At 41.9% G+C, this 23,476-nt stretch carries 13 protein-coding genes; 9 read left to right on the top strand and 4 right to left on the bottom strand.

Annotated elements, in window-relative coordinates; genetic code table 11:
• Positions 1-235 precede the first annotated feature (235 nt).
• Entirely contained in the window at positions 236-1,144 is a 909-nt protein-coding gene (locus tag BMF77_RS24920) for a tyrosine-type recombinase/integrase (protein WP_148762640.1), read from the bottom strand.
• A gap of 77 nt (positions 1,145-1,221) precedes the next feature.
• On the opposite strand from BMF77_RS24920, the gene BMF77_RS24915 reads away from it, so the two are divergent.
• On the top strand, positions 1,222-1,680 hold the full coding sequence (locus BMF77_RS24915) for a helix-turn-helix domain-containing protein (RefSeq protein ID WP_148762642.1): 459 nt from the start codon (positions 1,222-1,224) through the stop codon (positions 1,678-1,680).
• Between the two features lie 284 nt (positions 1,681-1,964).
• Here the strand turns inward: BMF77_RS24915 and BMF77_RS24910 are convergent, their stop codons facing one another.
• The gene (locus BMF77_RS24910) at positions 1,965-16,829 is read right to left on the bottom strand and encodes an Ig-like domain-containing protein (RefSeq protein WP_148766610.1); all 14,865 of its coding nucleotides are present in this window, start codon (positions 16,827-16,829) and stop codon (positions 1,965-1,967) included.
• Positions 16,830-17,056: 227 nt separating this feature from the next.
• Here BMF77_RS24910 and BMF77_RS24905 point away from each other — a divergent pair, with 227 nt between their 5' ends.
• From BMF77_RS24905 to BMF77_RS24890, 4 genes are all read left to right on the top strand, one after another.
• The gene (locus BMF77_RS24905; protein WP_210422267.1) at positions 17,057-17,359 is read left to right on the top strand and encodes a hypothetical protein; all 303 of its coding nucleotides are present in this window, start codon (positions 17,057-17,059) and stop codon (positions 17,357-17,359) included.
• A gap of 11 nt (positions 17,360-17,370) precedes the next feature.
• Complete coding sequence (locus BMF77_RS24900; protein WP_148766608.1) at positions 17,371-18,051, top strand: M48 family metallopeptidase; 681 nt, start codon at positions 17,371-17,373, stop codon at positions 18,049-18,051.
• Between the two features lie 469 nt (positions 18,052-18,520).
• On the top strand, positions 18,521-19,483 hold the full coding sequence (locus tag BMF77_RS24895) for a tyrosine-type recombinase/integrase (RefSeq protein WP_148766606.1): 963 nt from the start codon (positions 18,521-18,523) through the stop codon (positions 19,481-19,483).
• A 39-nt stretch (positions 19,484-19,522) separates the two neighbouring features.
• The gene (locus tag BMF77_RS24890; RefSeq protein WP_148766604.1) at positions 19,523-19,915 is read left to right on the top strand and encodes a hypothetical protein; all 393 of its coding nucleotides are present in this window, start codon (positions 19,523-19,525) and stop codon (positions 19,913-19,915) included.
• On the opposite strand, the gene BMF77_RS24885 is transcribed toward BMF77_RS24890, so the two are convergent.
• Positions 19,881-20,435: a hypothetical protein gene (locus BMF77_RS24885; RefSeq protein ID WP_148766603.1), complete on the bottom strand. Its 555-nt coding sequence runs from the start codon at positions 20,433-20,435 to the stop codon at positions 19,881-19,883. The genes BMF77_RS24890 and BMF77_RS24885 overlap by 35 nt on opposite strands.
• A 378-nt stretch (positions 20,436-20,813) precedes the next feature.
• Between BMF77_RS24885 and BMF77_RS24880 the strand changes: the two genes are divergently transcribed.
• A complete protein-coding gene (locus BMF77_RS24880) occupies positions 20,814-21,185 on the top strand; it encodes a cupin domain-containing protein (RefSeq protein ID WP_148767220.1) in 372 nt (123 codons plus the stop codon).
• Positions 21,182-21,358 carry a hypothetical protein gene (locus BMF77_RS27085; protein WP_168204487.1) on the top strand — a complete coding sequence of 59 codons (177 nt, stop codon included), beginning with the start codon at positions 21,182-21,184 and terminating at the stop codon, positions 21,356-21,358. The genes BMF77_RS24880 and BMF77_RS27085 overlap by 4 nt, the downstream gene beginning before the upstream one ends.
• Before the next feature lie 274 nt (positions 21,359-21,632).
• Here the strand turns inward: BMF77_RS27085 and BMF77_RS24875 are convergent, their stop codons facing one another.
• Entirely contained in the window at positions 21,633-22,574 is a 942-nt protein-coding gene (locus BMF77_RS24875; RefSeq protein ID WP_148766601.1) for a DUF4351 domain-containing protein, read from the bottom strand.
• Positions 22,575-22,754: 180 nt separating this feature from the next.
• Here BMF77_RS24875 and BMF77_RS24870 point away from each other — a divergent pair, with 180 nt between their 5' ends.
• Together BMF77_RS24870 and BMF77_RS24865 are read left to right on the top strand one after the other, a co-directional pair.
• The gene (locus BMF77_RS24870) at positions 22,755-22,943 is read left to right on the top strand and encodes a hypothetical protein (protein ID WP_148767218.1); all 189 of its coding nucleotides are present in this window, start codon (positions 22,755-22,757) and stop codon (positions 22,941-22,943) included.
• Between the two features lie 272 nt (positions 22,944-23,215).
• Complete coding sequence (locus BMF77_RS24865) at positions 23,216-23,461, top strand: DNA-binding transcriptional regulator (RefSeq protein ID WP_148767216.1); 246 nt, start codon at positions 23,216-23,218, stop codon at positions 23,459-23,461.
• The last annotated feature ends 15 nt before the right edge of the window (positions 23,462-23,476 follow it).

Genomic DNA, 23,476 nt, shown 5'->3' with positions numbered 1-23,476 from the left:
ATCTAGTGGAAATTTTGAAAATATACTGTTTCAACAAGGCTTTAATCTGAAAACCCGTTTATAAATCAAATACGAGTCTTATATAATACTAAGATTACTCAAAATGGTTTTATCCCTCACTCCCCTACCAAAGAGTATTTTATATTCTTTTGGGTAGAAATTGACAATGCCGATAAAAATGTTGTTTTTTCGCTCAAAAAGTTGTCAATAATTATGAATGTTATGGTGACTCAGTTCAGCTTTGTAGTTCTGGATTAATCAGCATATTTAAGGCGTGACGGGCGGCTGATTCGGCTTTTTGGGAGGTAACTTTCTGGTAGCGTAATGTGGTTTGAATGCTTTCATGTCCCATGAGTGAACGTAATTCTTCTATGCTGATTAATCCTACTCGTTCTGTAGCATAAGTATGGCGTAAATCATGAATGCGTACCCCGGTTAATTCGGGATTGGTATTGGTAATTTCTCGCCAATAATCATGCAATGTATGATAGCTAATTCTACTGACTTTGAGGGTAACTGGATGTTGTGCTGTAAACAATGCGTTGATATTTTTATGTCGTGTGTGTTGGAAATATTTATTTAGTGATTGGGCGGCATCATTGCTATAAAAGCACCACCTTTGTTTGTTGCCTTTTCCCAATACCTGAAATTTCTGATTTTTGATATCTAGGTCTGATAAATTCAGTGCTAAAAGCTCTCCTATTCTACATCCTGTGCGATGCAATAGATGAATTATTGCTGATAGTCGCAAGTCATCTTTGGTTGCTGTATAGAGGATATTTAGCTGGTCTGGTGTTAGATATCTTATGAGAGTATCGCTTTTATGTTCGCCTTTTTCTCGTTGTGGGGGACGCTGTTTTAATCCCTGAATTGGGTTGATTTTTATATACTCTTGTTGGACGGCGAAGTTAAATAGACTTTGCAGTATTGCTTGATGCTTATGGTGGGTTGTGTATTTTAAATGTGAGAGGCTATCTAGATACTCTATTAATGTTTGCTTACTGATTATTTCGATTAGCCAACTTCCATATTCTGCTAGGAAGTTTAAGAGGGTTAGTTCGTAGGTTTTAATGGTACTGGGTGCTAGTCCAGTCCGTTCTAAAAATTTGACGGCAACGGTGGCTAATGTGACAGCTTGCTTCACGGAAATTTGTGTGTTTTTAGCAAGGTTATTTATTCCTAAATTATATATCTTTTAGGGAGAAATATTGGCAGTGTTTTATGGATACTTTTAAAACTCCAAAACCTGGAGAATCTCTGTCCGACTATGTTTTGCGGATGAGAAAGGAACTCAATTTAACTCAGTTTGAGGTGGCGAATGCGGCTGGTGTTCATTCTCGCTCTGTGGGGAAGATTGAACGGGGATTGACAAGGAAACTTAGCCATAAAACTCTTGGCGGTCTTGCTTTGGCTTTGTCTGTGCCTGTTGAGTATTTGCAGGCTGTTGTCAGGGGAGAAGAGGTTCTGGTAATGGCAGCGATTAAGTTTTGCCCCCAATGTTGGAATCCTGGTGGCGTTGTGGATTCAATGTGGGGAAATGTTCGGGCTAGGTTTTGTTATCTATGCGGTACGCAATTACGGTCTAGTTGTGCTAATTGTGGTGAGTTGGTGGTGTCGTTGAGGTATAAGTTTTGTCCTCTGTGTGGAAAACCTTATAAGGATGGGGGGAAAAATTGTTGAAAGCTAGACACAGTAGGCATTTCCAGACCATCTTGCAGGTTTTTACACGTATCTCGGCTCAATACCACGTTGACGTTCTGTAATTAGATAAACAGTTTGTTTAACGTTACTCATTTTTTTGTTGACAACTCTGGTGGAATTTCAGATATTTTGGTATTTTTTCACCCTGTACAGGCGAAATCTTGAAAACAACAGTATGTTATTAGACATTAGTAATCCTCAAACATACAGGTAACAAGCAAACAGGCTTAACCCTATTTAATATAAACTAAATCAAGCGGTTTTTACTTAAACTTTTTGGTGTCATTAATACCAGTTCCAGCATTAACTAGATCAATGCCGTCGCCGTAGTAAATAAAATCATCGCCTGAACCAGTGGTGATCCTGTCATTACCAGAACCAGTGGTAACTTCATTATTACCGTTGCCAGCATTAATGGTGTTATCACCATCCCCGCCATCAATAGTATCATTACCAGACCCTGCAATGATATTATCACGTCCACTACCAGCAGTAATTGTGTTGTTACCTTCACCTGCTCTGATGATATTATTACCTTCACCTGCTCTGATAATATCATTACCAGCCCCGGCAATAATATAATCAATACCATCGCCACCAGTAATATCATTATCTCCATCACCGGCATTAATAAAGTTGTAGCCATCTCCAGCCACAATCACATCATTACCAGTGCCAGAGGTGATTCTGTCATCACCAGTACCAGTGGTAATATCATTATCTCCATTGCCGGCATAAATGTAGTTTTTGCCATTTCCAGCATTGATGATGTCATCACCTGAGCCTGTGGTGATGTTATCATTACCTGCACCAGTGGTAATTTGATTGAGTCCATCACCGGCATTAATAAAGTTGTCACCATTTCCAGCATTGATGATGTCATCACCTGAGCCTGTGGTGATGGTATCTTTGCCACTACCAGTTGTAACTGTATTATTTCCTGTGCCAGCATTGATAAAGTTGTCACCATCTCCGCCATCAATGATGTCATCACCAGTGCCAGTGTGAATAGTATCTTTTCCTGTACCACCAGTAATTTGATTGAGTCCATCACCAGCATTGATAAAGTTGTCGCCATCTCCAGCATTGATGATGTCATCACCTGTGCTGCTTGTAATGTTGTCATTACCTGCACCAGTGGTAACTGTATTATTTCCTGTGCCAGCATTGATGAAATTATTACCATCTCCGCCATCAATGATGTCATCACCTGCACCACTGGTGATGTTGTCATTACCACTACCAGTTGTAACTGTATTGTTACCTTCACCTGCTCTAATGACATTATCGCCTTCTCCACCGTAAATGGTGTCATTCCCAGATCCACTAGTGATGGTGTCTTTACCGCTGCCACCGTAAATTGTGTTATTACCTTCGCCGGCATTAATGACGTTAATCCCTTCACCACCGTAAATTACGTCATCACCTGCACCTGTGTTGATGTTATCATTGCCTTCGCCACCGTAAATGATGCTGTTACCGTTCCCAGTAACTGTAAAGGTATTGATGCCGCTTCCTCCATCCATGATGGTGTTACCACCTGTGGAGTGCATGAAATCGTTGCCGTCTCCACCATATATACTGTTGTCACCATCTAAACCGTATAGTTTGTCATCTCCTCCTAGTCCTGAGAGAATATTCGCTCCATCATCTCCTCTAAGGGTGTCATTATATTCCGAACCTTCTAGGTTTTCCACAGAGGTGAAGCGATCGCCTAAAGCATCCCCCTCTGTGCCAGTACCATTGCCCAAATTAGCAGACACCCTAGTCGTTGAGGTGTAGTAGGAAACTGTATCAATACCTTCTCCTCCATCTATTTGGTCGGTAATAGTATTACCTACACCCAGACCACCTACGAGGAAATCATCGCCACTGTCACCGTAGAGTTCGTCGTTATCATTTTCACCATATAGTTCATCGTTGCCATCGCCACCAGAGATAATATCCTGACCATCGCCACCGTAGATCCGGTTAGCACCTGAGTCACCAGTCAGGGTATCGTCAAAGGCAGTACCAATTAAGTCTTCAATATTGGTGAGGCTGTCGGTATCGCCAAAGCCATCGGTGGCGGTTGGGGAGCTGAGGTCAACGATAACCGCATTGGGGTCACGGCGGTAGCTGATGGCATCTCGTCCTTCGTTCCCTTCTAAACTGTCATTGCCAACGTTACTGATGAAGACATCGTTGCCTTTCAGCCCAAAGAGTTTGTTGTCACCATCATCGCCGATTAAGACATCAGCATAATCTGAACCGATGGCATTTTCTAAATCAATTAAGGTATCAATACCACCAAAACCATCTTGTCCTTCCCCTGCATTAATAGCAAATGTGGGTTCAAGATCACTCTCGACAAATTGGTGATGGAGGAAGACGCTTTCATGAAGGAAACCTCCCAGATTTGCAAAACCTTGATTTCTATCAAGATTAACTACCACACTATTAGGAGAATTATCATAGGTAACGGTATCATTTCCTTCTTCACCTTTGATAAGATCATTACCGGCATCACCTCTGAGAGTATCATCTCCTAAACCACCCTCTAGAACGTCATCGTCATCACCACCAGAGATGATGTCATTTCCTTCTTCACCTTTGATAAGATCATTACCAGCATCGCCACCGAGAGTATCGTCTCCTAAACCACCAGCGATATCATCATTCCCATCACCGCCGAATATACGGTCATTTTCCCCTTCACCTTTGATAAGATCAGCCCCATCTCCTCCTTGAAGGTTATCTTCTCCTGATCCTGTATTGGTGGCCGTGAAGCTGTTTCCTAAACTCTTCTCAAAGGTAGAATCTCCAAAAATCTTATCCGCCCCTTCTTTCCCATCAATGGTATCGTCCCCATCTCCACCTCCAATGAGATCATCACCCATTCCACCAGTGATAGTATCATCATCATCTTCTCCATTGAGAACCAAGGCTAAGGCAGCTTGAGAAGCATCAATAGTATCATTACCAGCACCTGCATTGAATATCAGAATCCCATTGGCACTATCAGGGGCGTTAATTTCTGCATAATCATCGCCTGACCCGGCATAAACTGTTAAAGGTGTGTTAATGCCTTGGAAGTAGAACTCATCTTCTCCTTCAAAACTACTAATGGTGGCTGCTCCTGCTGTGATTATGCCATTAAAGGTAAAGATATCATCATCTACCCCACCTTCGATTTCAACGATGCCATTGCTGGTAACATTGCCGTAAATATTAGTAGTTCCTCCTACTCCTGGATCATCGAGGGGATCACTATCAATCTTCATGGTAATGTTTCCGTTGGCGAAAATATTACTATCTGCTGCTAATTCTAGACTATCTTTTGCTTCAATAAAGACTTCTCCAGAGGCTGCCTTGACAGTGCCAAGGGTAATGTCTCTAGCTAAGATAAAGACATTTACTCCTGCATTTATCTCACCATTCGCTCCTAAAGACAGCGTATTTTCCCCTTCTAAGGTGACATTGCCGGCGGCATTAATACTATTGAGAATATCAATATTTTGGGCTGCCGCATCTAGTTGTACCCGAACATCACTATTATTGGAGGTAACAGTACCAATGGTTAGATTGCTCAAAGAACGCAGATAAATACCATCATTAGCTGTGGCATCCACTTGTCCATCCACGATGATATCAAAGAAATTATTTGCTGTACCAATGCTTTGTGCCGCAATTAACTCTAGGGATGCACTGCGAATGTTACGGGTTTCTGTTTCAAATCGATCTAGGATTGAACCCACTTCGGCTTTTAAACGGATATGTCCAACAGCAAAGAGATTGTCTAACTTAATATCGTTGTTTACTTGAGTTAAGTAAATATTGTTCCCAGAGCGTGCTGTGAATACATTATTGCCACCTACCTGAATTCTGACATCGGAATCTTTTGTGCCAATGTCATTATCTCCAGCTTCTAAAATTACCTCATTACCAGCTATGACGTTAACTGTACTGCCACCGACACCGTTATAAATGCCTTTTGCTGATTTAATCCGAACATCATTGTTGTTGGAGTTCAAGGTGTTAAGGTTCATATTTTCTTCTGAACCAAGGAACATGACACCATTGGATGAAGCGGTGATTACTCCAGTTGCTTCTATATCAACATCTTCACGAATACGAATATCAATGCGGGCAGGTACATCGTTGTATTCGAGAACATTTCCGGTGATCACAATAGTTCCAGCTACGTCAGCATAGTAAGTAATATCACTTCTTTCGGCGGTGGCGATCGCTAACAAAAATTCTTCTTCTTGTGGCGTACCCTTTGTAATATCAGCAATGAGGAAAGAGCGAGTACCATTATCTGAACCGATGTTAACGCTTGCCCTTAGGGTAATATTGTGTCCCTTGGCATTTGGATCTTCAATCACCAATTCTGTATCGGACACATCAAGGAAAATGGCGGAACTCAAGCCATATTTGAGTTGTTCTTTAGTCCAAACTCCCCCTTCCTCAAGGGAGTTTTCTTCCGCATTTGAAGAAAATTCATACTTATAGTTAGGATCATAAGCTGCCGTTAATCCCGGTGCCTCAAGCTGCCCATGAAGAGCATGGTAATCTTGGGTTTTTTGTTGCTCAAGACCTTGAATTTTTGCTTCGCTGTAACCCATTGCACTCAAGTTATCTTTTCGACTTTGATCAAATTGATATTGGAAATTCGGATCATAAGCATCAGCCGTGAAAGCGGCCTTAATATTTACGTTGACTTGACCCAACGCTGTTGCCCCAAATTCATCCTCAACAGTGACCCCAAAGGATGCTATGCCTGTAAAGCCATTACTGGGAATAAACTCAAGATTTGAGAATTGAACTATCCGTTGACCCGCTACTACCGCCTGACCATTGAGCATCAAAGTCCCATTAGTTGGCAAAGCATTGATTGTGACTGCTGATAAGCGATTGACAGTAATTCCCGCCAGGCGATCGCCATCCCCATCACTAAACCCAGATAAGAAGTGGATAGCTTCAAATTCAACTTTCTTATTGACGAGTCCATCCACAGAAATATCGCTAAATATGGGAGCCGTGTTGCTTTCCCCTACTCGTAGCGTAATTGAACCTAGATCCGTATTACCTGAGCCATCATCTGCCAAGACTTCAAACTCCACATCCCCTGTGAAATCCTCTCCAGGAATGTAAACCAAATTGCCTAAGTCTGAGGCATCAATAACAGTGTTTTGCCCAACTTCAACGCCATTTAATTGCAACAAACCAGAACTAGGAAGAGACTTGATCGTAATACTCGCCAAAGCATCCCCATCAACATCCCCAAAATAATTGGTGAAATCAGTCAAGCTAAAGTTAATACCATTGGAATTGACAGGAACTAACTTGCCAAAATCATTAAGAACTGTGGCTGTATTGTCATCAACATAGGAAATATTGCGATTGTCTTGAATATTGCGATATTCCCAATATCGTTGATAGTCTTGTTGCTTAGAGTTTTTATAGGCTTCCTTGGTCTCCTTGATACTCTCTAAAGCCCCATTTTCTACCGTTAAGCGCAGTTTCTGATTGATCGCCGCCAATACCTCATCCTTGGCAATCAGATCCTCCTCACCCCCAGTATTATTGTCAACAATGCTGCCATTGGTTGCACGGATGGAAACATCACCATTTTGACTGGTTGCCTGAATCAAAAAGAGGTCGCCTGTTTTTTCAGTAAGATAAATCCCATTATTGGCTTGGGCATCAAGACCATGACTTGTATCGCCTTTTGTATCCACTTGAATGGCAGATGAAGCCGTCCCGATAGTCCCACTAGCAGAGTTTAGAGTGACTAAGTTTCCAGCAATCAAGCTATTGCCATTCAATGCTGTGACATCATTTTTAGTGATTAGAGTGACATCGCCATTACTAGCTTGAATTTCCTGAACCTTTAAGCCAGAGCCTTCATCATTAATATCAATATTTCCAGAGGTTGTCGTCGCATTAATGGTACCACCGCGAATCCCTGTTGCCAGAGCTTGGTCGAGTTCACCAATGCCTGTCTCTGCACTCAGAACAATATTTTTAGTGTCAATAATACTATCGGATGGCATCAGAATTGAACCAAATTTACTATTTAATGTTGTCGTACCAGCAACATTGGTAATAGAACCATTGAGATAAATAGATTGATTAGAAGTGACCTTTATGGCTCCAGTATTATTGCCCACAAACCTGATGTCAATGGGATGGTTCGCTTTGAAAGAATGAGTAAAATATTCTTGAATTGCAAAGTCAGTAACTACTACATCCCGCAATAAATTCGGCTGATCGTTTTTGTAGCCATTGGGATAGTACCATGAAACGTAACTGATGCTGTTAACGTTAGCCGTGGCATCAAACTCGTAGTCGCTTCCTAAATTACTATTTTCAAGAATATAGGAATAATCTTTATCTCCTGTTCGATTTGAATCATCTTCTCCCACTATTTTAAGGCCAACGGTATATGTGTATTTCATGCTGGGGGTTGTCGGTAGTCCTGTACGCCAAGTAAACGCGTTACTGGTGTAGGCTTCATTGTAGTCGTAAGTATATTCATTACCATAGGAGACATACTTATAAGTGGCACTGCTTGGTGTATATAACGTGCTCCGCCCAGACGAGACAACAGCATTATTGTTCAAGAGATTACCTGCGTCGCTGTAGGTATAACGGCTTTCCGTATTTTTCAGGCGATCAATAATAACAATTTGCCCCTCAATACCTTCACCGCCTGCATTTAAATTGCCTAATTCCAGACCATAGTCCGTATAATTGGTGATATTGATATTACCAAAGCCATCCATCGCTTGAATGCGCCCAGTCCCCGTACTTAATACTTTTCCTCGTAATTCAACATAGCCTCCACGCACATCAATGTCTTCAACTTCAATCAAATTTGTAAATGGATTAAATACTGCTTTTATCGCTCCAATAGTCCCTGAAGTAACTTTGCCATTGGTAGTCATTCCATCCTTCAAGGTATAGCGATAATCATTGTCAATGGCATCTACTCCCCATTTATTATCTTCTTTTTCAATATCGTCATTTAGGGAACTTTCTAAAATCAAATTATAACTATCTACCCCACTTTGAATTAATCCATTGACATTGATATAGTTGGCACTAATAAAGATATTATTTTCTGCAACAATAGCACTGGGGTTTGTGGTTGCAGTTTCCCAAGTGTGACTTAAATTTTTAGTGCTTGTTGTGGCTGGACTTGGATCGAAGCCATAGCTATAATTTGGACTTACTCTACCATTATACCCCTGCGAATTAATCTGAAAGTAAGGATTAAGAGAAGGAATTCGATCCTTAGCGGTAGTAGTTGCTGTATTTAAGGGATTTGCTAAACTCTCATACTTTCCAACTAAAGTGCTATCAACAGATTCAGGATTGCCTCCTGTATGGAAAAAATAGCCATCAGTTAAGATGAAATCTTCTCCTGCCTGAATATTAATGGTTTTGGCTGCTAATTCTCCTTGAATACCAATGCTACCTTTATCATTAACCAAGGAGACAATTCCATCTAGGTTACTGACGATACCATCATCATTGGAAAGCATGAGAGGCCCATTTACACTCTTATTGATAACACTAATTTCGGTTGTTTCCCCTTCTGATGTACTGATATTAGTAAAATTGACTCCGCTTTTACTGGAATTGGCTGCCAGGATCTCTCCATTGGATGTTTTGCTTTGACCATTGAGCAGTAATTTACCACCATTACCATCTCGAATAATTAAAGTATTGATCAACAGATTTATGTTGGAATTATTTTCAACTTCAATTAAGCTATCTCCTTGGGCTGTTAAATCACCAGATCCTGATAAATTTTGTGTATTAATAATAATGTCGCCAGAAGAAACAACAATATTTGGCAAACTGATAAACGTTTGTGCTGGATCGTTTAACGAGAGTCCAAGACTATTTTGAAGAAACTCTAATCCTGCTAATTCGTCTTCATAGTTCTGTTTCTCAGCAGCAGTAAAAGTCGAGCCTCGATAGTTCGTGCTTGCCTCTGCCTCTCCGTCCTGCGTGGTTACGGTACCTCCGGTGTTTGTCTCTGCGGTTGTATAGGTGGCTAAAATGCTCTCGATTGTTTTAATGCGATTAATAATATCACTAGCAAAGTTCACATCAAGAATTTCAAAACTGGAGTTATCATCATAGGCAATTTTCAGTCCAGAACTGTTAATAATGCCTTTGTCTTCACCATTGAGATAGACACGGGCGGAGGTAGCATTAATTTGGTCAAGGCGAACCCTTTGTTTATTATCAAATCCAGCAGTAACAGAACCATTGATGGTGACATATTCATTGTAGGTTTCGCTAATTTTAGGATTGCCTATAATCGTATCGGAACCGCCAAACCAAGATGCGATTTCTTTCCAAAGACTCTTGCCTTCTCCCTTCCCTGAAACATTGGTAAACCCTTTGCTCGCTTCAATAGCAACATCCCTGACAGATTGAATAGTTGCATTCTTTTCAATTGTGACCAGATTACTGGAGTTAACAGTCAGGCGCGTAACAGGGTCAGGATTCGCACCAGCAGAACCGTTGAGTAAGTAAATATTGCTAAACAAATTGACTGTGCTGTAGTTGCGACGCTTTGCTTCATCGTAGCCACGACCGGCATCAATATTTACGTCTCGTTTAGCGTAAATAAAGGCACCATCCTTGATCAGAACTTGGTTGACTGCTCCAGTAAATTCGGTGATGGAGGTTCCGGAGGGCAACCCGGCAAGACCATAGGTTTTAGCTTGAACATCGGTAGCAATATCAACATCGCTTCTAGTCCAGAGGTCAATGTCTCCCACGCTTTTCAGGTCTGCATTCCCAATTTCCACAATCGCTTGATTGAGGGTAATGCCAATGATGGAGTCGCCCCCTGCGAAGGGAATGCCGCCCCCCACATCAATATTGACTTCATCACGGGCGGTAATTTTGTTATGGGCGTTAAGAACAAAGTCCCCTGGATTATCCAGATCCCCAACAACCTCCAGGGTGGCGTTGTCAGCTACAGTTACTTTGCTGGTGTTGCGAACTCTAGTAATACTCTTAACGGCAGAAGCATCAAATACGCCTCCAGAACCGGCTTCCGCATTTTGATCTGCGAGGGCGGATTTGTTCATAATATTGTGCGATCGCGCAACAATATTGTCCGCAATAATATGCACATCTTTGATGTCAACTAGAACATTTGTCGTGACTATATTATTTGAGTCCGCGCCGCTACCGCCGGCAATAGAGGCATTAATAGCATTAGTTTTAGCATTAAAATCACTAATTTGTTGAGCCTTCAGATTAAGGTTAGTAACATTAATGTGGTTATTATCCTGACCATTGTTAATCGTTACAGTGGCATTGTTATTATTGATCGTTCTTGCATCGGCAGCTTGTCCGGAAATAATTCCGCCACCACCAGCAACAGATTCAGCAAAATTGGTGGTATTGCCAAAAGCTGTCACATTTAATGTTCCCCCACGGAAAATAACATTTGTGCCTAAATAGCTATTATGGGTGGTATTTGTTTCAGCTTTAGCGAGATGGAAACCCGCACTCAACCCACTAACACTCACCCCCGTTGCATAGGCATCTTGGTGACTTATATCTTGGACTGTGATGGTCGCAACATTGGTAATGTTGAGGTTTGTATTATCCCCGATGTACGCACTGAAATTATTGCTGTTTTTCGCTGTTGCTTCACTGCCGTTAACAGAAGCTAGTAATCCTCCCCCTGATCCCATTGCATCGGCTTCGACGGAAAAACCAGTGGTTGGCAGTTCTTGTTTAGCCTCTACATTCAGGTTTGCGGCCTTGACTTGATAGGTACTGTTCCTGTTGCCAATATTGATATAGGCATTAACGTCACTATCGGTTTCGGCGATCGCTGTCGAACTCCCCACAGCTATCCCACCCGCAACTGAGTACCCATCCGCATTCGCTTTGACTTGAGGTTGGATCTTAGCAATCACATTGAGGGTGTTGTCCACATCTATTTTCGAGTTCGTGCCAATATATGCCGTTGCATTATGACGGGAGATGGATTCTGATTTATTAACTTGAACTCCGCCCAAAACCCCGCCCGACGCAGAAGTCAAGGTGGAATCAAGTGTTTCTATCGCTGTCGCAAGGACATCTAAATTATCGGCTTGAGTAATGTTAGAGTTCTCAATGTAGGCTGTGGTGCTGCCGAAATCATAACTGTAGCTATTGACAACCCCAACACCCACTGCACCCACTGCTACTCCATTACCCTCGGAGTTAGCTGTTGAAGTGCTGTGAGCCTCCACTAAAACATTACCCGTTGCGTTCAGGGTTGAATCTTTAACAAACGCAGAAACAGTAGTATTGACAGTGGCACTTGCATCATTACTAGCAACCCCTACAGCAGAACCTGCAACAACCAGAGAGTAGGTTTTTTCAATATTGGCGACAGAAATTGCTTTGACAGTTGTATCTACAGAATCAACTGTAGCTCCATTGATAATTGATGCCTCAATATTGCTGCTGATAGTATTTTCGACGATTGAGGCACCCACTGCAGCACCAATACTAAAGCTGGCTGAAATGCCAATGGACTCTGCTATAGCGTTAGCATTTTCATTGGCAATGACTTCGACATTTTGAGTTGCATTGACTTTAAGAGATCCAGAAATCCACGCCTTAACTGTATTGGAAATCACGTTGTCAATATCAACACCACCACCACTAAGACCGAAAGCTCCTCCTGATACAGACGCAGTAAAAGCAGAGGAATCAGTTATTTTTGCTTGTTCCGCATCAGCATTAATGGAGATATTACCCTCAGCTTTAACCTGTTTGTCTGTAGTTCCAATAACATAAGCTTGCACCTGATTTTTGATGTCATTATCAACCTTGGAAACTCCCACGGAGATAGCAACACCACTGCTAATATTCAAATTCACGGCAACTGCAACGCCAATTGCTTGTGCCTTGACAATCTCGCTATTAGATAATGCCGTTACTGAAATATCGCCAACTGTGGCGGTGATGTTGGAGTTTTCACTATAAGCTTCGACCTTTGTACTCAATTGATTGATGACTTCTGCCCCGGCACCAGCCGCAGCTAAGATACCTCCGGCGATCGCCACAGAACCAGCAAAGGAAACCGCATCAACTTTATCGGTCGCTTTGGCTTGGACAGTTATGTTGCCTTGATCGGAGGTCAAGGTCGAGTTTTTAACATAGGCTAATACTTCATTGCCCAAGGGTGATGTATCGCCAATTCCATCTAACCCGATGAGATTACGTGCTAAGGATACGCCAATCGCACCTGCCCCCACTGTCCCACCTGCTACTGAGGCAGCCCCAACGAGCGAGGTAATGGTCGCCTCGCTTTGAGCATCAATCAGTATATTGTTCTGAGCTATGACACTATTGCTGTTGTCAATGTAGGCATGAACTTTGTTGTTAATAATATTAGTAGCATTGGCTCCGGCTCCAGTCAGTCCTACCCCAAGCGCACTAATAGCGACACCAAGGGAAGCAGCTATCGTTGTTGCCTCAACTGTTGCGGCTTCTTTTGCCGTTAAAGAAAGTTGATCCGATGCTATGACAGTAGGGCTATTGGTAATGTAGGACTCTACAGTATTGGCAATTGTATTCTCCGCCAATGCCACACCGATGGCAACTGATACGCCTGGACTTTTTGGAGCGATCGCGACGGCTAAGGCAGCAGCTCCGCTTTTAGCAGTAATTTTAGATGTATCCTGGGCTGTTAGCAGAATATTACTGGCTTCAATTCGAGAACCAACCGCACCATCAATATAAGTCTTGACCTGGGTGGCAATCTTATTAACCGTACTCACGCCAGCACCACTCAAGGATAAAGCTCCTTGCGAACCTCCTGAAATTGCTACAGATCCAGCCCATACTTCGGCGGTAATGGTTTGATGGGAAATGGCTGTCTGACGTATATCTCCAGTGGTAGCTTTAACAGTAGAATCCTCAACGTAGGCCTGGATTTGGGCTTTATTTGGACTGGCATCATTGCCAATTTGCACAGTGCCATCTGCATTGAAGCCAATTAAATCGAAACCAATGAAGTTGTGCGCTATTGATGCTCCGATGGCTGCGGCCACTCCACCTTTGCCGCCAATCCCAACTGAGCCAGAAACCGCGAGAACATCTGCATCAATTAATGATGTATTACGGGCATCTAAAGTAACCTCTCCCTCGCTGGTTACTGTGCTATCAATAATGTAAGCATTAGTATTAGTACCAATGATATTGACCGCTTCTGCTCCTCCCCCCGATAAGGCAATGGATATCTTCCCACTACCTGCAACTGCTATTGATGCTGCTGTAACGGTGGCACTGATAGTGGCATCTTCTTTCGCTTCGATCTTGATACGTCCTTTTTTGGTGGCTTCACTTGCCGTCTTTTGATATGTGACATCAAATTCAGTTGTTTTATCGGTTACATCTTCCCAACGGATGATATCGCCATAATTCTCAGCAGATAAATCCACTTTATCCGGTAGAAGTAAATCACCATCCTTGCGTCCGAGAAACTGATAACGCTTATCCCCACTGGCAACGATAGTTACTCCTGGCAGTATTTTTTCTTTGTAGTTAGCCTGATCCACCACGGCACGTTCAACCGTGACCGTCTCTTTCTTGATGTAGGCTTCAACCTCGTTCAATACTTCGTTCAGGGCTAAAGAGACACCAATTGTGCCTCCCAAAGCATTATCAGCCCCAAAAGATGCCGCTACAGCCGCACTTAAAGCATTTGCCGTAATTTTTGATGTGTCATTGGCAATTAAGTTGGCACTATCAGCAGTGATAATTCCTTGATCTGATTTCCCATTGGGTACTGTGCCATCAATAAAGGACTTGATTTGGTTTCGGATACGGTTTTCGGTACGGACACCTGCACCCGAAAGCTGCCCCGCATTGCCAGCCCCGCCAGCAAGCCCTACAGCAACGGCATCAACCCCTGCCTCAATGGTCCCGTTGGCTAAGGCCGTCAAGTAAAGATCGCGGGTAGCTTCGACTTTAGAGTTTTTAATATAGGCCTGGACTTCTGCTTTTGCCGCATCGTTATTTTTATTAGCCACAGGGCCAAGAGCTTCCCCAAATGAGGCTTCCCAACCAATCAAGTTCGTGGAGAAAGATGCGCCAATCGCTACCCCCCCTGCATTCTTCAGTCCGAGGGTTGCCGTAATCGCCGCAGCTAATACATCGGCGTTAATTGATGATGTATCCATCGCCTGGATATCAACATCGCCACCACTGGTGATCATACTGCCCTCAATATAGGCGTTGATCTTGGGAATAATGACATTGGTGGATTCTGCCCCACCACCACTTAGGGAAATGCCTGTCTGATTAGCGGCGGTCAAGGCCACTGCCACTGCGGTGGCTTCGGCAATAATTTTTGCTTTATTGATGCTAGATAGCTGAAGGTCTCCGTCTGATTCGACTGTTGAATCGAGAATGTAGGCTTGGAGATTATTGTTGATTTGATTCCTGGCGATCGCTGCCCCAATAGCTAGTCCACCACCGTTATTTCCATCAGCAAATGTTAGTGCGCCACTAAACCCAATCGCCTCGGCCGTAATTTGAGATTCATCGCTCGCCGTCAGGATTACACTACCTGTGTTCAGAGTGGTGACTTTACTATTGCCCTTAATACTTGCTTCAACTGTGGTCGCAATGTCATTAAAGGTAAACGCTCCGCCCAACGCGATCGTGCTTGCAGATTTTTCGGATGCGGCTCCGGAAATTGCTCCTCCAAGAGCTAGTACATCAACTGTCGGTTTGGATATGGCATCTACTTTTACGTCTCCTTTGACAGTTAAATCCGCGTTATCAATATAGGACTTAACCCCACTATTAATCTGATTAATAGAAACACTTGCACCGATACCAACCTCACCACCCAAGGTAGCGACTCCCGATACGCTGAAGATCGAGGCTGTATCAATGCCACTGACGCGAACATCAGACACGTTGAGAATGGTTGCACCTTCTAGAAAAGACTTCGTATGCCGACTGACTTCGTTATTAGTAACTTGTCCCGCAATACCTAGCTTACCGACTTTATTGCCACTAGCAGCATAGGAACTTATCGAACCTGGAGTACGTGCGGAAATGTTAATATCTCCATCGGCATTCAAAGTAGCCTGGCTAACAAAAGCTTGTACTCCACCAGATATTGTGTTTTGCGAGTAAGAACCAGCTAATCCTGCTGATTTTTTGTTCCCCTGTAATACTACTGAGCCAGAGCCAGCTAGAATACTCCCCGCTAAACCGTCATCTGCGGCTAAAATTCTAACATCACTGCCACTAGCAATGGTTTCATTTTTCAATACATGGCTCAAAGACAGATCACTCAGGGTTACGATGGCGATCGACAAAGTGGAAGCTGTAACGCTCACCACCTTAAACTCACCATTATTCAGAGTAGTACCTGATATATTGATAATTTGTCCGGGACGGAATCCCTCTGCTACCCAGCTACCACCGTCCCTCTCGATCGTGTCTACATCGTTGAGTTCTTTACTAAATGTCAGTTCAGGAGTACCTGACATAGCTGGTCCTGTGGTGATCGTCGCTTCTGATGTAGTTTGTGATGTCAGATTGTCCCCTGTTTCGAGAGTAATGATGATATCTTCCACAGACAAGATCCGATAATAGCCATCATTACTGTTAGTATCTTTAACACGTAAAGTTTGCCCAGCCCTAAATCCGTCACCAATCCAACTTCCTTCATTACGGGTAATAGTGTCATTTGTTCCTGCGTCGGCAAATATTAGCTCAGGAGAGCCTGTCATCTGAGGAGTTCCTGTGTTCGCAGCAAAAAGATCGATCTTTCCAGTTGTTGTAATTAATACTTGTCCATCTACATAGGCTCGAGTATTATTCTCAACGTTATTAATAGAGACATCTCCCGATGCCCCAAAGCCAAATGTACCGCCTTCGGCATTATTAGGTACTGAGCCAGACCCAGCATCAGACTTCCCTTTCCCTGTATCCTTTTTGCCTGAAGTTTTAGTGCCAGCGATAGAAAAAGAAACAATCTGGTCTCCACCAAGGGCATCAATTGTTACATCTTTGGCGGTAATTGATCCAGTACCACTAATTGCATCACCATCGATCTTTACTCCTTCAGCTACTTCATCCTGCAATTGGTCACTCGATTCAAGAATAGCAATATTGCCATCAATAGTCGCTAGGGTATAAGTGCCATTATTGTTGTTGGAACTAGAAACTATAATTTCATCACCAGGTCGCCCAAATTCTCGAACAATTTAAAGACAACTGGCAACAAATCTACATCGAATTAGAGAAACTCCGCCAACGGGTTAGAGATGCAGAAAATGAACCCACCTATGGCTTGCACAAGAAAAAGCAAATGCCCTTTTTCAGAATGTTCAAAAGTGAGCTTTTTGGCAATACTGAACTAACCGAAGACCTGATCGCCCAAAACGTAGCATTAACGCAACAAGTGTTTATGGTAGTAGAGCGCGAATTACAACTAGCAGGTTTTTGGGAAAGTATTCCCGCCCGTAATAAACTCAAGGCGGAAATTCAAAAAATTCTCTTGTCCCCTGAATTTAAGAACCTACCGAACATCATCAAAAACCGCAATCAGATCATCTCGCGAGTCATGGAGTTAGCTGAAAAAAATACCGATCGCATCCTATACGCCGACTAAACTAGCCAAAAATGGAACTTAATTACGCAGTCATTTACTCCTCCAAACGCAAAACGCTCACGATTACTGTTGAGCGCGATCGCTCAGTTGTCGTCAAAGCTCCCACAGGCACATCACCCGAAAAAATTAATGCGATCGTAGAGTCCCGCAAACTATGGCTGTACGAAAAAACCAATCACGAACAAAAGTATCACCCACCTCTCCCACCAGGGAAAGAATTAATCAGTGGTGAGTCACTACCCTATCTAGGACGCAACTATCGCCTAGAAATATCAGACAGCATCGAGGAAATTCAATTTATCAGTAATCGATTTTTAGTTCCCAAAGCCCAAGCAAATCATCGCGGCGACATCTTTAAAAACTGGTACATCAAAAAAGCTGAAGAGAAAATTCTCCCCCGCGTTCAATTTCATGCCCAACGTATAGGTACAGAGTTCAACCTAGCCAAGATTACAGACAGTAAATATCATTGGGGTTCCTGTACACCAAAAAACAACCTAAATTTTAACTGGCGATTAGTCAAAGCTCCCATGTTTGTCATTGACTATGTAATCGTTCACGAATTAGCCCATCTGATTGAGCATAACCATACGCCTCGTTTCTGGAACATCGTCAAAGCTCAATTAGCCACAATGGACAAAGCTAAACAATGGCTAAAAGATAATGGCGAACTATTAGAACAAAATCTATAAGGGTGGCTACCCAATAAGTATAAAAGTAAAACAAAGTTACTATTATAAGCAGAAGTTATGACAAAGCCCAAAACCCTGATTCTGTCGTGGGGCGAATGATAAGTTGAAGAAAAAAGCCTTCCTTTCTTGTGTCACTCATCACGGAAACACAACCTTTCACCCCTGGAGTCAACGAAATGTGGATTTCATATAAGCGATTCCTACGCATTGCATCGGAAGGAACTAGCGATAGCGAAGCGCTGCTGCAAGCAGTTCGCCTTGCCACCCACAGAAATTACCCATCAAGTCCAAATAGATTTTAGAGGGAGAAATTTTTATAGAGTTAGAGAGCGAAGCGCTGCTGGGAATCGCAAAGCGCTCCACAGAAATTACCCCATCAACACCAAATAAATTTTCTTGAGGGAAAAGGTCAAATTACAATATTACTTATCAGAATATAACTAGCTAGAATGCTTATTCGGATAAGTAAATGAATGAATCCCCGGAAATTGGTGAAATAACTGTTGTCAATTCCCTAGCTTTGACTGCACCCACCCCCCTAACTGAACACCCCGCTGCTGTCTATCTCTCCAATTTATCCCCTGGTTCTCGTTCCGCGATGAGGCAATCTTTGAATGCGATCGCTCGTATCCTCACCAGCAATGAATGTGATGCACTAACGTTAAATTGGGCTGAACTGCGTTATAAACATACAGCTTTATTACGGTGTATACTAATGGAAAGATATGCACCAGCCACAGCTAATAAAATGCTGAGTGCGTTAAGGAGAGTCTTGAAAGAAGCATTACGACTTGAATTAATGGACGCTAGGGATTTTGCCAGGGCGGTAGATGTCGCTAGTATTAAGCTGTCTAAGGAACTCAAGGGGCGTTTTTTATCTGAAACTGAAATTAATGCCCTGATGCAAGTATGTTTTGATGACCCTACTCCCATTGGTTATAGGGATGCGGCCTTGATAGCAATTTTGCGGGGTGCGGGGTTACGCCGGGGGGAATCGGTAAATTTAATGTTGAGTGACTTCCATTCTGGGAGCGTTAAAGTTCGCAGTGGTAAGGGTGGTAAAGATAGAACTGTTTATTTGCCAGATGGAGTTTTACCAACTATCGAAGACTGGTTAGAAATTAGAGGCCGGGAATCTGGGGCTTTAATCTGTCACATTAATAAATCCGGGGCGGTAACTTTGCGACAACTGACACCCCAAGCGGTATTATTCATCTTGGAAAAACGGGGTGCAGAAGCTGGTGTCACTAACTTTTCTGCCCATGATTTTCGGAGAACTTTTATTTCTGAGTTATTAGATTCTACTGATATCGTTACCGTCCAGAAATTAGCCGGTCATGCCTCACCGGAACTCACTTCTAGATATGACCGCCGGGGCGAGGAAGTTAAACAACGGGCTGTACAGGCAATTAGTGTGCCTCGACGGAAGTGATAATATTTTATTAGTAGTTAGTTTTTAGAAGTAAAAAAAATGGCTAAAGGGTTTGGTGTAAAGCCAGAAAAACAATTAGGATACATCTTACAGTTAATGCCAGAAGTCAAAGCTTATGCTGTGAGATTCAATTATAATGACTTTCATGAAAAAACTGGAGAGGAATTTATTGGGGTAACAAGTATGCTTCATGAGGCTCAAGTCTGGAAGAAAAAGGAGCAAGTTAAACAGTCAATTGAAAAATATTCTGACTTTCTACTGGAAAAGGTAGAAGCTGGTTCACAAGTGCGCGTAGATATTAAACAACTTAAACGTTCCAGTGACGGTAAACTCATTGATGAGTTAGTTGAATCATTATTCATAGTTACAGACAACTCTGAAATGAAGATATTATCCCCTACTGTCTCACCGGATAATACAACCCATCTTTAACATTTAATTTCCACCCCAAACTACTGGGGTCACGATTCCTGGACCAACTAATAAATTCCTGCTCAGTTTTGGTTTCCCATTCTGTAGTTAAACTCTGCTGTGTTACCCCCAACCGTTGCGCTAAGTTCTCAGGGGCAAAAGATGTGATTTCTACTGGTTGTTGTTGATACTGATATCCTGAATACCTTTGTCTAGAGTTGCCACCGCTATATCTACCAGAAACTATTGCTTTTTCAATTTTCTCTAACTGTTTACCAAGCACTTCTAATTTAGTGGCCACCTGTTGATCTTGTTGGCAAAGGTGCGTTTTCAGTTCCCCCAGTTTCTCCTCCACCTGCTGTAATTCACTGGTTGCTTCTAGTTTTACACTGCTATCGAACTGCGCTATCAATTCCTGTAAGCCTTGCAGTAAGGCTGTTGTGTGACCGTCGCGGTGGATTTTTGCTAGTTGCCGTACTACCGGAATTAGTACATTAGGCACGCGGATCATTTCGCTGGGTGGGGTCTTGTTGGTAGGCATGATATCTGTAGTTGATATCGAATATTGTAGCCTGAAAGTTTCCCTGAAGAATTTTGTCTAGGGTAGTTGTCGGTTCGCAGACAAAGTGAAAATTGACGCGGACTAATTGAAAATATACTTGTGTAACCCTTATTATTTCGTACCCTGAGAGCGAGCGATTCCTACGGAGCGCTAATTCCCTCCGGGACGCTTTGCGAACGCTATCGCTAATTATAGAAGTGTTTCTCCAAAGCTTGTAATGAGTTGCGAACTTTTATCCTCATTTGGCAGAAAATTTCAATTAGTCCGCGATTTTGGTAGGAATTTTTCATCTACTCCGTGACAGATTTTCACTTTGTCTGCGACAAGGTAAGTTAGAACCCTGATTATTCCGTTGAAATTTTTTCAATTAGTCTGCGAACCGACACCATTAAAGTCCAATCGGCAGCTACTTTAGGTGCTTATGGACTTTTAGAAGTTGTTTTTCAACCCCAAGGTGGCGCACCACCCCATTATCACGAACAAGAAAACGAGTCTTTCTACATTCTCGAAGGGGAAATAGAATTTCAAGTTGCAGAAAAAACTTACATTGCCAGTGCTGGTAGTTTTGTCCATATTCCTAAAGGAAAAATACACAGTTTTATAGCGTTTCCTAGTCTAATGAGGTACAAAATTATCTGCGTTCATCTGCGTTCATCTGCGTTTAATTCTGACTTCTTGTACCTCACTTACATGGGAATTGCTATATTAATAAATGCCAGACTCCAGTGAAAGCATTAGTTTGGGTAACACCAGGGGGGTTAGAGAAATTTTTTGCTGAAGTTGGGACAAAGGTAGAAGATCCTTTATTTCCTCCTCCCCTAAATCCCGCAGACATGGAAAGATTACCACGTATCGCCGCTAATTATGGACTGCAATTAATCACGACTGAAGATAACAAATAATCAAGATAGAAGTAATTCATTAATTACCTCTAAGCAAGAAAGTTAATAATAAGAAACACTCATTTGCTGAGTTTAAAGCTCAGTCAAAAAAAAGATGTTTTTAAAAGATGTGTAGCACAAAAAAACAGTGCCATTATTTCAATCTCATGTTTTTAAACATGAGTTTTTCTGTTCCCTGTTGCTTCCTGTTCCCTCTGAATAATAATTTAATTTTCACTAATTCCGGTTTCTCAGTTTTCCCCACAGTAATTAGTGAACCGTGGGGTTTTGTTTTCTAAAACTCTGAGTTACTTTCTAACCATTGTTCTAAATCAGTGACAGAGGAGAAATCTAAGAGTGCTTCACCGAGTAATTCTAATTGGTCAATTGTTAATGTCCGAATTGTGTCAATGAATGATGATTTAATTTCACCAATTCGCCGATTTAGTTGCCGAATAATTAGTTGTTGTTCACCGCGTTCCATTGCTAATTCTTCTGTTGGACTAATGAAAGGCATTTGATTTTCCTCCTCTAAATGTTTGATTTTAGCTACTAATCCTCGTTGCAATTCTTTGGGTAATGTCATCATTTTATCAATTATCTTAAAAAGGGTAACAATTTTTTCTTTTGTTAAGCCTCGCTCGTAAAGTCCCCTAATTAATGTCCATTTCCATTGTTCCCGTTCTGCTAAATTCCCTGTGGTGGCTTTGGTTTTCAAGTGTGCCATTACTATGATAGCAAAGGGATTATCACTTGATTCTAGTTCATTCCACCGTGATTCATAGTCCAGGAGTTTAGCAATAGGGAACTTCAGACTTAATTCACAATCTAACATGGCTTGATGATAACTGTTAGGTCGCCAAGTGGAACTTGTGTCTCCTAAAATTGCCAAACTCACAACAAATTGGTGATAAAGGTCAAAGGCACGGTAATTATAAGTGTACATCCGTTCTTCAAAGTCAACATCATATTGGCTTTGAATCTCAATATGAATTAAAATCCATACTTGTGTTTTATCCAATAACCAAACTTTGTACAGTTTATCTGCAATGCGTTTTTCGGTTGCTGACGACGCTGTAATTTGTTGCAGTTCTTTGTCTAGTGATTCCGGTGGTTTTGTCCAATCAATTGCTTTATAAGCCACAGGAAAGAAGAAGGATAAAAAACTATCAAAATATTCGTTTAATGCTTCTTTCCAAGATTCATCGTAATTAGCAGTGATTTCATTTTTGTTCATAAAATGCTATACTAGAAATTGTTATTACAAGCTCGGTTTCTCTAATTTAATTTGTTTGTGTCTATCTAATATTTTAACTTTAAATAGTTACTTTTTTATCAATACTCTATGTTTTAACTAAAGTAAAAACCTATTTTTAAATACGGAGAAGTTTTGATTAATTTAGATACTAAAACGGCAATGTTTACGAAAATTGATTCAGTTACCATTATTAATAATGTTACCTTGTTGGTATTCTATACAGAAGCCCATTGTTGGCAGTTTCGGTTAATTACTGCTGGTGGTGAGGTGTTTGGTGAACGCAAACTTTATTACACCCCAGAAGCAGCAGAAAAAGCGGGGCGGGAATGGATTTTTGAGGATAGTTGATTCTGAAGGGATGGAAAGCAATAAGCGATACCTTTGATCAGCGTAGCTATCGCTCCCTAGAAATCGCTGTAGGCATTTATTTAATATCTATCTTTTGGTAGATGACACTGGACTTACTTAGTGCATATTTCGACTTTATACAAGTCAAAAATGAGGAAAAACAAGAAATCAGCAAATTTTCCTGAATTTAGCTGTTTTTGCTATTGCCTTTTTTTTAGAATGTGCTTATTATGTCAAAAGATATATTACTCGTTACATCAGGCATGAACCAGATGTTAAAAGGACCATTGGTGGTCAAACAACCCGAAATTGGGGGGCTAATTCGGGAGTTTCGCCTGTTGACTGGACTTACTCAAGAACAGTTCGCAGCTTATCTAGGTGTGACTTATGGCACTGTTAACCGTTGGGAAAATGAGCGATCGCAGCCTTCACCTATGGCTATGGACAAGATTGAGCAGAAGCTGGGGGAATGGGGGGAACAAGGTCAGGAATTATTGCAGAAGTATTTAGCAGTTTAGAAAATAAGGCGAAAA

The sequence above is a fragment of the Dolichospermum sp. UHCC 0315A genome, assembly GCF_008121535.1.
GTDB classification, from domain to species: Bacteria; Cyanobacteriota; Cyanobacteriia; order Cyanobacteriales; family Nostocaceae; genus Dolichospermum; species Dolichospermum lemmermannii.
Note: the sequence above shows the minus strand (reverse complement) of the source record. Positions and strands in the feature narration are given on the sequence as shown.

Bases quoted from the DNA above. Each gene is read 5' to 3' on its own strand.
- BMF77_RS24915 (WP_148762642.1), top strand. From the start codon at position 1,222: ATGGATACTTTTAAAACTCCAAAACCTGGAGAATCTCTGTCCGACTAT.
- BMF77_RS24905 (WP_210422267.1), top strand. From the start codon at position 17,057: ATGCCCTTTTTCAGAATGTTCAAAAGTGAGCTTTTTGGCAATACTGAA.
- BMF77_RS24900 (WP_148766608.1), top strand. From the start codon at position 17,371: ATGGAACTTAATTACGCAGTCATTTACTCCTCCAAACGCAAAACGCTC.
- BMF77_RS24895 (WP_148766606.1), top strand. From the start codon at position 18,521: ATGAATGAATCCCCGGAAATTGGTGAAATAACTGTTGTCAATTCCCTA.
- BMF77_RS24890 (WP_148766604.1), top strand. From the start codon at position 19,523: ATGGCTAAAGGGTTTGGTGTAAAGCCAGAAAAACAATTAGGATACATC.
- BMF77_RS24885 (WP_148766603.1), bottom strand. From the start codon at position 20,435: ATGCCTACCAACAAGACCCCACCCAGCGAAATGATCCGCGTGCCTAAT.
- BMF77_RS24875 (WP_148766601.1), bottom strand. From the start codon at position 22,574: ATGAACAAAAATGAAATCACTGCTAATTACGATGAATCTTGGAAAGAA.
- BMF77_RS24870 (WP_148767218.1), top strand. From the start codon at position 22,755: ATGTTTACGAAAATTGATTCAGTTACCATTATTAATAATGTTACCTTG.
- BMF77_RS24865 (WP_148767216.1), top strand. From the start codon at position 23,216: ATGTTAAAAGGACCATTGGTGGTCAAACAACCCGAAATTGGGGGGCTA.